This is a genomic window from Methylocaldum sp. RMAD-M (assembly GCF_017832375.1).
Taxonomy (GTDB): Bacteria; Pseudomonadota; Gammaproteobacteria; order Methylococcales; family Methylococcaceae; genus Methylocaldum.
In genome coordinates this window covers 1-11,153 of record NZ_JAFIBZ010000054.1, presented here as the reverse complement: position 1 = coordinate 11,153, position 11,153 = coordinate 1, and the positions used below count along the sequence as shown (strand labels likewise).

General features: G+C 57.6%; 15 protein-coding genes. 2 read left to right on the top strand and 13 right to left on the bottom strand.

Annotated features, from left to right (window positions below):
- Window positions 1-270 precede the first annotated feature (270 nt).
- Window positions 271-480, top strand: coding sequence for a hypothetical protein (locus JOD69_RS24140; RefSeq protein WP_086132948.1), 210 nt, complete (start codon window positions 271-273; stop codon window positions 478-480).
- On the opposite strand, the gene JOD69_RS24135 is transcribed toward JOD69_RS24140, so the two are convergent.
- The 12 genes from JOD69_RS24135 to JOD69_RS24085 form a co-directional block, all read right to left on the bottom strand.
- Window positions 451-738, bottom strand: a complete 288-nt coding sequence (locus JOD69_RS24135; RefSeq protein WP_086132949.1) for a hypothetical protein — start codon at window positions 736-738, stop codon at window positions 451-453. The genes JOD69_RS24140 and JOD69_RS24135 overlap by 30 nt on opposite strands.
- 238 nt (window positions 739-976) lie before the next feature.
- A complete protein-coding gene (locus JOD69_RS24130) occupies window positions 977-1,177 on the bottom strand; it encodes a hypothetical protein (protein ID WP_156881393.1) in 201 nt (66 codons plus the stop codon).
- A gap of 132 nt (window positions 1,178-1,309) precedes the next feature.
- Window positions 1,310-1,441: a hypothetical protein gene (locus tag JOD69_RS25180; RefSeq protein WP_280860329.1), complete on the bottom strand. Its 132-nt coding sequence runs from the start codon at window positions 1,439-1,441 to the stop codon at window positions 1,310-1,312.
- A gap of 324 nt (window positions 1,442-1,765) precedes the next feature.
- Entirely contained in the window at window positions 1,766-2,128 is a 363-nt protein-coding gene (locus JOD69_RS24125; RefSeq protein ID WP_086132951.1) for a hypothetical protein, read from the bottom strand.
- A 158-nt stretch (window positions 2,129-2,286) separates the two neighbouring features.
- Window positions 2,287-3,285, bottom strand: a complete 999-nt coding sequence (locus JOD69_RS24120) for a lambda-exonuclease family protein (RefSeq protein ID WP_210024353.1) — start codon at window positions 3,283-3,285, stop codon at window positions 2,287-2,289.
- Window positions 3,282-3,632, bottom strand: a complete 351-nt coding sequence (locus JOD69_RS24115; protein ID WP_086132953.1) for a hypothetical protein — start codon at window positions 3,630-3,632, stop codon at window positions 3,282-3,284. The genes JOD69_RS24120 and JOD69_RS24115 overlap by 4 nt, the downstream gene beginning before the upstream one ends.
- 73 nt (window positions 3,633-3,705) lie before the next feature.
- Window positions 3,706-4,713 (bottom strand): phage recombination protein Bet, encoded by a 1,008-nt coding sequence (gene bet, locus JOD69_RS24110; RefSeq protein ID WP_086132954.1) that lies wholly within the window; start codon window positions 4,711-4,713, stop codon window positions 3,706-3,708.
- Window positions 4,714-4,820: 107 nt separating this feature from the next.
- A complete protein-coding gene (gene ssb / locus JOD69_RS24105; protein WP_086132971.1) occupies window positions 4,821-5,384 on the bottom strand; it encodes a single-stranded DNA-binding protein in 564 nt (187 codons plus the stop codon).
- Window positions 5,385-5,664: 280 nt separating this feature from the next.
- Entirely contained in the window at window positions 5,665-6,018 is a 354-nt protein-coding gene (locus JOD69_RS24100) for a hypothetical protein (RefSeq protein ID WP_086132955.1), read from the bottom strand.
- The gene (locus JOD69_RS24095; protein ID WP_086132956.1) at window positions 6,019-7,017 is read right to left on the bottom strand and encodes a ParB/RepB/Spo0J family partition protein; all 999 of its coding nucleotides are present in this window, start codon (window positions 7,015-7,017) and stop codon (window positions 6,019-6,021) included.
- A gap of 2 nt (window positions 7,018-7,019) precedes the next feature.
- Window positions 7,020-7,883 carry a ParA family protein gene (locus JOD69_RS24090; protein ID WP_086132957.1) on the bottom strand — a complete coding sequence of 288 codons (864 nt, stop codon included), beginning with the start codon at window positions 7,881-7,883 and terminating at the stop codon, window positions 7,020-7,022.
- 344 nt (window positions 7,884-8,227) lie between these two features.
- Entirely contained in the window at window positions 8,228-8,491 is a 264-nt protein-coding gene (locus tag JOD69_RS24085) for a hypothetical protein (protein WP_210024352.1), read from the bottom strand.
- Window positions 8,492-9,028: 537 nt separating this feature from the next.
- Between JOD69_RS24085 and JOD69_RS24080 the strand changes: the two genes are divergently transcribed.
- A complete protein-coding gene (locus JOD69_RS24080; protein WP_156881390.1) occupies window positions 9,029-10,705 on the top strand; it encodes a hypothetical protein in 1,677 nt (558 codons plus the stop codon).
- 170 nt (window positions 10,706-10,875) lie between these two features.
- Here the strand turns inward: JOD69_RS24080 and JOD69_RS24075 are convergent, their stop codons facing one another.
- Complete coding sequence (locus JOD69_RS24075) at window positions 10,876-11,031, bottom strand: hypothetical protein (protein ID WP_168183698.1); 156 nt, start codon at window positions 11,029-11,031, stop codon at window positions 10,876-10,878.
- Window positions 11,032-11,153 lie beyond the last annotated feature (122 nt).

The window sequence follows — 11,153 nt, the reverse complement described above, 5'->3', positions numbered from 1 at the left end:
AGCGGTTCCCTGCGGAACAGGTAGTCCCGTTTGACCGGGATTTTGGGATGGTTGCCGTCGGAGAAGCCTTCGACGGTCAGCTTGGCCGGGGCTTGGATGCCGAAGGTGTCGGCAATGGAAAAGGCTTGGTACATCGTTCCTCCTATTTCAGGATTTCACCCGGCGGGGAGGCGCATGATCCCCAAGGGGACATGAACCTCCCCTTCGGGGTTGCTAAACATAGACGCTGCGGTACGATGACGCGATGGAACACCGTACCCGGAGCGATCCATGATCAAATTGGGCAATCACCTCAGACTGACGCAAGACGAGCTCAAGGCCTTTCGGGCCATGACCGGCGTCCTGAAGCCGCCCCAGACAGTCGAGGAGCACAATGCCGCGCTGGAAAAGACGGCATCGGCGTGGCGGGACGAGGACGAGGGTCCGGCGTCCCGTTTGCTGCAAGCCGTGCTACTCGCGGAACGCATCCCTAAGGAGTAGCTCGGCGAGCAGGGCGGACTTGCGGCGGCCGATCGCCTTGAGCCCCAAAAGTTGGCGGAGCGTTTCGGCTTGGCCGCGGTCGAGCAAGGACAAGACGATGGTCCTGGCCAGGTCGTCGTTCAGTTCCCGGAAAACATCCGGCTGCTGCACCAGCACACCCGCGACCGTGGCGGGTTTGAGCGTCGCCATCTCGAGGATCTGGTCCTCGGCGGCGATACGGGCGGCCATTCTTGAAAAACGGGTGTCGCTTCGTTTCATGATGTGTCTCCTGCTGAAAAAATCAGGGGAGACATGTCCCCCCAGGGGCAGAATCTCCCCTGAGTGGGTTGCAAAAACTTACTTGCCTCGTTGGAGGAGAATCAGATGGTTGATTTGACAGTAATCGATGGGCAACGAGAGTCACTGGAGCAGGTTGCTATCGAAGCCTTTCATAGGAACGATATGCGGCTGCTTGGGCAAACACTTGCTGCCTTAGAGCCGAAGGCGCGCTTACGGCTTATCCTTTGCGACTCAGACGGGCGGCCTTGCGGCGCGCATGGAGTTCTTCGCGGAGAAGGTCCGCCACCCGAATAAGACCTGTTCTGAGATCCTCGTCGGAGCTGTCCAAAACCGCATCGATCGCATCGAGTTTTTCGATCAACTCGTGGTCTGTAGCATTCAAGCAAAAGCGTCGAATAATCTTGAACACTTCTTTCATGTCGTGCCTCCTTCTAAAAAATCAGGGGAGACACGTCCCCCATCAGGGGCACTATCTCCCCTGGGCGGGTGGTCAAACAGCACGTTGCAAGCGCGGCTTGGTGCAACTGCATCAGGTCGGCGTTTCGAACAATCAGTTCGCCAGGACGTTTATGGACGTCCGCACGAACATCCAGAACCGGTCCTCGGTCTCTGGTGGCAGCGACAGTCCCGTCGCGAGAAGCATCAGGAAACCAATCAAACTGCTGATCATTTCTCGGGTCATGGCAACCTCCCAATACATCCAAGAGGTGCCACGCCCCCTCCGGGCATAGCGCCCCTTGGGGGTTGATGAAAAACTGCGGCGTTGTCAGTCCGCAGCGGTTGAATTACCGGGCTTGACGCACCCGGCGCGGAGAAGATTGACTTCCCCGCCGCCTGGAGGCGGAACGCCTGCCCAAAGGCAGGGGTCAACGCTCGCGGAAACGAGCGTCTGAACGAATCGGCTTTTCCGCTGACCTCGCTGAGGCAAGGACAGGGGAAAAGCCCCAACCGAGGTTGGGGCGAATGTTTTTATTCCAGTGAGCCTACGGTGATGTGGGGCTGGATGTTATGCCGTACGTCGGCACTCCGCATACTCCGGCTCTGTTAGGAATTGCTTGAATGTGCAACCGGTGATGTCTCTGATATCCAGGTATTTCAGATACACCCGTTTCCTGCGGGGGTAGCGAATTCGTCTATGACTTTCAATCGCAGCCGCTCGACCTTTCTCGGTTGTACAGTACCAATCGTAGCCGCCTTGCTGGCTATACAACCGCACCACGCCAATCTGGGCCATTTTCTGCAGGTGTTGGTCTCTACGGTTTGCGCAATAGTAGTCGCGATATGGCTTCGGATCGCGCAAGGAGGGATCATCAATACCAAGCATATGTCTCAATGTCTGCAATTGGTCTTCTGTTAGCTTCTCGCTCATAAACACACCATGATCCGTTTTATGAAAGAGTTGTTATGCCTCTGATTTAAGGCTCCACACACCAAAATCCGAAGAGCCTCCAACTCAAAGGGGGCGCATCACAACCTTTGGATGATGAATACGCCCCTTTGATTAGGGTTAATTAAGGACTATCGACATCAGAACCAGGCATCGACCTCGGCCGCCTTTTTCAAGGCTTCCGGCTCGAACGGCACTTCGGTTCGCTTGTCGTCTTCCGCCCTGACGGTAATCCGAACGCGCTCAGAGGGTTTTCTTCGGAATCGCTTCAGATCGTTCTCGGTCAGATTAGGCAGAAACTCCGTCACGGCCGCCTTGTAGTCGATGGCGCCTTGTTGGAGACAGCGGCTGATCCGAATACCCGATGACTCGGCGAACGCGAACTCCCCCATCATCTCGACCAATTGCCGCTGCAGCTCGGCCAGCGCTTTTTCGATCGCCTTGGTTTCCGCCGCATAACTGGCCAATTTCTCGTTCAACTGCCGGTAGTCGGCGGCCAGGCGAAACCACGCCTCCAGGTCGGGCCCGCTCGGGATGTACAGATCGCGCATCGGCTCCAATGGTGGCTCCATGCCGGTTCGGACGCACTCCCAAAAGCGCCGGGCGGCCTCCACCAGCCGGGCGATACAGTCCTCGTCCCGGGGCACTTCAAGATCGAGAAAGGCATCGTCGCATTGGAGTGTCAGGTACCCGAGATCGGATTCCGACACGTAAATCTGGGCTTGAACCTGCGGGTAGTAGAGCTGGTAAAGCACCGACTGGACGCCGTTCGCCACCGCGTCACGGAAGTTGTCTTCCGTAGGCGCTTTGAGTTCGACCGGCCGACCGTCGTCGGTCAGACCGTCGAAGCTGGCCCGTACGATCGGTTCTTCCGTCGATTCGGCACAAACCGGGAGCAAAAGGACATCATGTCGCGCCTCGTAGCGACGCCGCGCTTCCGGTTCTTCCCGAATGCCGCGCTGGACGTTGGGATTGCCGGACAGGTCCTGTTCAAGGAGCCGGCCGGTCTTTTCGGCCCACAGTCGCCAAGGCGTCTTGTAGGGCGATCCCAACAAGACGGTCGCGTCCGAGGCCGTGACCCCGGCGCGGCGCCAGGCATGCCATTCAGGGCTCCGTTGCGCCAGATCCACGATCTTCATGCCGACCTCCAGCCGCGAACGGGCGCGTCGACTCGATCTCTTTGCACGCTGAGTTGGGCGGCAATCGATAGAACGTTGCTCGTCTTCCGCAACCGGCGGGCGCAAGCCGCGGCCTGCTCCGCATCGTCGAAAAACAGAAGCGTCGCGTCGTCGGTCTCATAGAGCCGAGCGCCGTAGGCTTGGGCGATCTGCTCGAAACTCGTCGAGGCAGATTCGCCCTCCGATTGTATCCAGATACGCTCCAGGAACTGCCGCCCATGCTTGCGCACGACGGCCGGGGTTTCGTAACGGTCCCAGTCCGTGTGGAGCGGGAGCTGGTTGGGTGATTTAAGGGTTTCCTTTGTCATGGCATCCTCCAATGAAAAGGGCGCCATGACTCCCGGGCGGGGCATGACGCCCCGATCTGGGGTTAATAGAAAATTAAGCCGTTCGACGCGCGCGGCCCGTCGTTCCAAGGGACTCGCGAGCTTGCCGGAACGCGGCGTGTGGCGTTCCGTCCGGCACCGGTGGTGTTGCGCCGTTCTGGCTGGCCTTCTTCAGCTCGGTCAGAACGTAGGTCAGCTCGCTACCGCCGTAGTGCTCATTGGCCCAGTCCGAAGCGGCCTGCCATGCCCCGGCCTCGCGGGCTCGGGTGATCAGCGCCTCTGTCTTTCGCTTGACTTTGTCACTGATCTGCGAAGGATCGATCGCGTCTGGTTGCCCGGCCGGCGGCTCCGTCTCGCCAGGGTCCTCTTCGATCCGGGTAGCCGTCCCTTCGATGACGGGAGCCGCCGCCGGATCGTCGATCACCTTGCCTTCCATTTCCTCGGCGGCGTAGTCGCCGCATTCTTCGGGAAAGGCTGCGCGCAGCGAGGCGGCCTTGGCGCACTTGTGCAGCTGTCCGCGGGGCCGCTTGATCCACATGCTGGTCGGCACTTCCGAGTTCTTCCCGCCCGCGCGTGAGTAGGCTTCGAGCCAGTAGACCGGCTCGGTGAAGGCACAGCGCTTACCGGCCACGATCCGGTAGACCGTCACCTCGCACCATTCAGGGAAAGTCACCGTAGCCTCGACCTCCTCCCATTTACCGTCCGAGTTTTTCGCCCGTCCGCTAAAGGTGTGCGTCCGGTCCGGTCCCCATTTCGGCGGGTCCATGCCGGCCCAGGCATTGGTCCGTGAGGCCGTGGTCTGGATCTCCTGGATCGAGGGCCAGACCGTCTCGACTTCGCGGCCCAGGGCGGCGTTCCACATCGGTACCACGTGGACCGGTCTCTTGAACACGTCCATTCCCCTCGCCTTGCAATAGTCCAGTGCCATGAGGATGGCGGCCGGGGTCTTGGCGGTCGGGAACAGGACATCCGTGAGAAGTTTCCAGGTTTGCACGGTCAAACCGTGCGCCTGAGTGGCTTCCACCGGCATCGGCAGCCGGGCGTGCGTATGTGCTTCTGACATGGTTGATCTCCTTGTGATGTTATAGGGGACACCATGCCCCCATCGGGAACCAAAGTGTCCCCAGATGGGAATGTGATCGATCGAATCGGCTCGGTCGCCGGCCGTTCTTAACGGAGGATCGGATTCTCGATGAAGGTCACGAGTCCGATCTTGCGAGCCGGCCGGGTAGCGACGGCGAACGCCGAGACGAATGGGATGTCGTCATCGAAATCGTTTAGATCGTCGAACGCTGAACCCGTCTGTGTCCTAGAACTACTGCCGCCACGCGGTGATGGGGCGGGAGCGTTTTTGGCCGATCGATGGCCGGATTGCGCCGGATGACCGTGAACCTGCTCTCCGCCACCGTTCTTGGGACTGAGCATCTTCAGCTCCTGTCCCACGATCTCGGTCGTGTACTGGTCCAGTCCGTCCTTTTGCCACTTGCGAGTCTGCAAGCGCCCTTCGAGATAGATGAGCGAACCCTTCTTGAGATATTCGGCAGCAATTTCACCCAGCCGTCCGAATAGAACGACCCGGTGCCATTCGGTATTTTCCTTGCGTTCTCCGGTTTCCTTGTCCTTGTAGACTTCTGACGTGGCGATCGCGAGATTCGCGATAGCCGTGCCCTCGCCGGTGTAGCGGACTTCGGGATCTCGACCGAGACGGCCGATGAGTTGTGCCTTATTCAACATGATGAGTGCTCCCTCCGCCGCGCGCGGGACATGAACAGGTTGAAAAGCCGGGGTGCGCGGAACGCCGGCGGACACGTCCAAAGGGAAGCACATGGGAATCCCTGCAGGGGTATGTGTCCCCCTGGACAGGGTTTTGGATAGCCTGGCGGGATGGCCCGCGCGGCTGGTACTGGGCTGTTTTATTTGAGACCCCAGCTAGGTCTTCCTCAACGGCGAACCGTCGAGGCAGAACGTTCTGCTGAAAACCAGAACTGTAAATTCGAGTTTAATTCATATCTCGTTATTGATCGATCGTCAAGCGTTCCACTACTCGATTACCGATACGGTGGCGAATGGCCGCACGAATAACCGCCGAACGAACTCCTTCGAAAAGCGGGTCTTGTCGTCTGACAACAAGACAGGCTTGTTCAAACAGAGCCCAGGTCGTCTCGTCGAAATTAACGATGTCCAGAGCGTCGTTGTCGCTCAAGGCTTCGCTGAGACCGACCTTGGTCAATCCTGGATCGGCATCAACTAGCTCTCTAATAGCCTCACAGATCCATCTGCTCTTTCCCTTGGGGCCATACACAATGAGTGCGGAATGCTTAACTTGGTCCAGTAAAGGAGCCGGCAACCGGTAACTAACTTTCCGCATTCAGTCAGTACCTTTTTCGAGCGAATCAAGAAAAGATGCCCATAGACGCGACACAGCTCCAAGATCAGTCCAATCGATATCGGGAACGGCCGCTTCCCCGAGCACACCGGCGATTAATTTGCGGACGACATTCGTGTTATTAGTCCGGCCAAGATAGACATGTGTCTTGGGGCGCCCTCGTGCCGAGACAAGCAAGTGATCATGGCTGTCATGAGTATCGCTATGCCTTTCGTCAGACGGCTTGCCCTTTAAAGAATCGAAGATCTCTTTTGGATCACGCCCTTGCTTTAATGCGTTAACGGCCGTATCACGCTTTTGAGGGTTTTCGATGCGAGCAAGATTCGCGGCTGTTTCTATGGCGGTGACCGTTCCGGTTTTGAGCCACTGTTGAACGTCTGCTGGGCCACGAATAATAGACAAATAGGAGTTGGCCTGTGTATGGGATATTCCCAGCAGCTCTGCCAATGCCCGCGACGTGAGGTCTTTTCCTTCTTCTCTCTTGTATTCCTCGATCAACGCCATAACATTGGAAACACGCTCCCACGGCGTTAGATCCTCTCGAAGGACATTCTCGGCATATTGAATTCGCCTCAGCAATCTAGGTTTTTCATCCAATATCCAGGCCGGTATGGTCTCACGTCCGGCAAGTATGGTGGCGTAGAATCTGCGTTCGCCAAAAGCGATGCGGAACCGGTCTCCGTACCTATAACACTTGATTGCTTGTTGAACACCTATTTGTTTGATGCTGACTGCAAGCTCCTGCAAAGCATTCCAAGTCATTTGTAGTGTGTCGGGTACGGGATGTCCGTTTGCATAAAGCGCGAATGTTTCGCGATTCAGGCCAAGTTTCCTTGGGTTGTCAGGATCGGGATCAATCCGGTCAAGCGGGAGTTGTTCGATGTTGAGTCCGTCGGTTGCACTGTCCATGCTACGTAGGACGGAAGATATACCTTGGCCTACGACGGACAGCGTACCGAAACGCTTTTTCTTCGTTGTCACTGCTATATCCCCAGATGGTGTTTGATGTACCGGCCTAACTCGTCGGCCTCCTTCCTCGCCGGGTCTTTCGCAGATAGCTCGAATACCGATGGCGGTGCCGCATCGGCGTGATCAGACTCTGCAAATGCGATGCGTTGGCCCAAATGAAACGGCGTAAGAAACGGCGAGATCGCTTGGTCGTTTTGTAGACTCGCCAAAAGTCCTTCGTGTAGTGCGACTCCCTTTCGAAACATATTCGGAAGGATGCCTAAGATAGCGAGGGCTTCCGATGGTTTTCGTTTAGCCTGTTCGCGTCGCCACAGCTGAAGCATGCCGTACAAACCTTCAATTGGCTGAGGTTCCATTGTCGTCGGAATCAAAAGGTGAGTGGCCGCCCGAACTGCACTTACTGTCAGGGGTCCTTTCGAAGGCGATGTATCAAGGATCACCAGATCATATGAGTATTGGACATCGTCACGATAAAGAAATTGGCGAAGTCGATCATGGACCTGAGTCACGACTTCTTCCGCCCGAACTAGCTCAACCGTACGCAGTCGCGAACCATGACCTGGGAGTACATCGACTGACGCGTAACGCGTGCCGTAAGGGACTACCATGCCTTCATAGAATATGTCGGCACTCGCACTGCGTCCGCTCCACTGAGGATCCTCTTTTTCGTCGTAGTCGGGGTGAAGTGGGGGGATGACACCGTCTGGATCGGTCGGGTCTAATTGCATCGTTAGAAAACGACGGGAAAAGTTGCATTGTGGGTCCAGATCGATTCCGAGAACGCGAATACCCTGCATGCCAAAATACTCAGTGAGAATACGAGCTACCGTCGTTTTGCCCACGCCCCCCTTGTTTTGAACGATCGCGAGCACGCGCATGATGCCTCCCGTGAGGAATGATTTTTGTAAAGTGACTTTACAGAATTTCGTTATACCGTATTACTTTTTTGTTTGGCAAATATGAACGGCGTGGATTGCGGCAAAGGCCTCGCCACCACACTTGCCGCAGGGTGAGGCCATCAAGGATCGGCAGCTCCTGGTTGTGAGATCATCACCGTATGACATTCGGCTTGCGGGTGAAGGAATTATTTTTGTAAAGTGACTTTACAGAATTTCGTTATACTGTATTACTTCTTTGTTTGGCAAAAGAGTGTTTTGCTCTTTGTTCAGTTACTTCCGCGCGGCAACTACCTTCAGTTCCTCGAAAGTGGTGTAGCGCTGTGTTATGCACCTTCTTGCCGCCACCGCGATGGATACCTGCCGTGAAAAGCAAAAGCATATGCCAGTGCTTCAGCCGGCGTCATCTTGCCGAAGATCACCAGCGCTATTCCGAATATCCCCCCAATCAAGACCATCGAGAAATAGAAAACAATAGGAATCGAAAGGAGCGAGGTTCCGATCCACATTAAGAATTGGACGCGCCGTTCTTTCAGTGGCCCAGCTCCAAGTGGCAACCCAAAAGCAAGCCTTGCTTTGTACATGACCACGACGACAATCGCCGCACCAAGAATAACCGCGATCCAACCGAGGCCATCCGTGAGAACACGGTATCGAGGCTGAGGTATTACGTCTATAACTCAAGAATCCTTTGGCGTGCGGCAATTCTTCCCGCGATTGAAATCGCGGGCTTCCTTGTCGCGAGAATTGTGAACTTTTCGAAATCCAAGTCTACGGACCGTCAAAGGTTCCTCTTGGACACAGGGAGCATCCCTCCGAGCCGAACGGGCGGCATGCCCATTGAAACTTCAATTTTGTCTTCTATCTTTTTTCGAATGGGTGACATACCCATTGAATTTCCTATTCTTTCTTCCCTTGGGTCCCCGACCAGCCGTGATCGCCACGATGGTCCATAACCAGTAAAAGAGGAACCTAACGCGATGAACGCCACCGTTAACCCTGCCCGCTCCATGCTCGACGCCCCCGCTCCCCCGATGCCCGTGCAGTTGCTCCAGTGGTAGGACGTCCCGACGACCACGTTACAGCCCTATGCGCCCGATCCGTCGCTGCCGATGGCGCGGTACGCCGTGATGACCGTGATGTCGTGGGCACAGTCCCAGGGCTACGCCGGCGCGATCCCCACCTGGGAGGTGGGCAACGGGACCTGGGGCGTGATTCTTCTCTCGAACCACGCCGATCTTTCGCTCGTGACGATCCCGATCTCCGACCTGCAGTCGTTCGATCCCACGGACGTCGCCGGGTGGGGGCAAGCGGTCATGCGCTGGGCCAAGGCTCAGGGGTACCAGATGGCCATCCCCACGTTCCAGTCCGACGGCACGAACGTCACCGCGCTGGCATTCGGCGCCGGCTATCCGGCGATCACGTTCTACGACGCCGACAACGCACTGCTCTTCCAGTCGCTCGCCCAGCCGCGCAAGCTGTGCAACCTCCAGGACCCGGCGGTGTGGGCCAATGCCGTCATGCGGGTAGCTAGGTTGAAGGGCTTTGGCGCCGGCTGGCCGACCTGGGAGTGGACGACGTCGCGCGGGATCATGGGGCTGTCGGCATACGATTACGGCCCCCTCCCGGCGGCGACCGACGCTAACGCCGACAGGGTGCTCAAAGTGCTCAACAAGACGCTCAATACGATCCAGGTCTCGACCGCCGACGCGCTGGCGGACTTCTCGGGCATCTACGACACCTTCAACGAGGCGCCCATCGTAGACCCCGGCCTCCAGATCCTGACGGATTGCATCTTCGGCGCGGTGCAGATCGCCGCGAACCTGATCCCGGACGTCGGCGGCGCGGTGGGGGCGCTGATCAGCACCGCCATGACCGCTGCGCAGGACGCGGCCAATGCGAAAGGAGGCAGCGGTCCGACCACGCTCGAAACGTATCAGTCCATGCTCAGCGCGGCGTCCGATGCGACGGCCACCTACGTGTCCACGCTCCACGACACGCTCATGAACAGCAAGACGAACGGGACGCTGCAGCAGGTCTGGGAGCAGGTTTATACCAGCCCGATCAGCGGGCAGACGACCCAGCTCGGCATGCTCGCTAACGCCTCCGATGACGTAGTTAACGGCGACGAATACTGGACCCAGATGGGCGACCAGATCACCAGTCAGCTCAACCTGAACCTTCAAGTCGCGATCACCGGACAGCTCTACACCATCCAGCGCCGCACCTACCAGAACGCGCCCGCGACCAAGCAATGGTGGCGCGGCTCCATCGCCGAGGTCACCTCCCCGACCGGCAAATGCGCCGAATACATCGCATCGGCCGACGATGAGCTTTCGGTCTGGTTCACCGACTTTGTGCAGGAGCCCGGCCACTTGCGCGGCGAGTACGTGACCGCCACGGAGTTCTGGCTCCAGGCCGCCAGTGACATTCCCGAGTACCCGCCCAGCGACCTCTGCTACGCCCTGTTTTCAAGCGACGGGTTCGGCAATACTCAGGGCTACACCGGCGCGTTCAGCAAATCGACCGTCTATAACTCGTGGCTGATGACCACGTACGAGATCGGCAGCGGGTGGACGGAGAACGGCGGCGGTTACGCCCAGCAGTGGAGCTATTCGTCGGGCGGAAACATCGTCACCGCCACGATCTTCGACTACGGTGACGGCTGGCAGGTAGATGCCGGGTGGACGGACGCCTACGGCAACCTGCACCTGAACACGTCGAACCCGAACGTGCAGCAGGCCAACCAGCAGTGCGGCTTCCTGCAGCAGGTGATCGTGAACTATTTGATGCCCCTCAACTGAGCCGGAGCGCCCCCTGCTGCGCGCAGCAGGGGGAACAGCTTGCGGAGAGGGAAATCGCCTAGGACGGGCGTATCGCTGGGATGCGGAATGGATTGCAAGAGGGCCGCCGGGCAATCGGACGGCCCTTTCTGCTGCCAATTACCCGCGACTGAAGTCGCAGGTTATCTACTTCAATACACCTCTCCGTGGCTGCCGACATTGACGAAAACGATTTCCCGCTCCCTAATCTCCAGCTCCAGAGTGATGCGGTATTGCATAGAAATCGAAACGGAATACAAGCCCGCCAACCGTCTTTGCAGGGGATGCAGACGCAAGGACGGATGCATGGGATTCTGTTCCAGCAGTAATAGGGTTTCCTGATTAGCGACGAAGTTCAGTACAGGCTCACATAGTGAGCCGCTAGGGTCCTTAGACTATGGGCATCTATCACAAGAGGGGTGTCCCATGC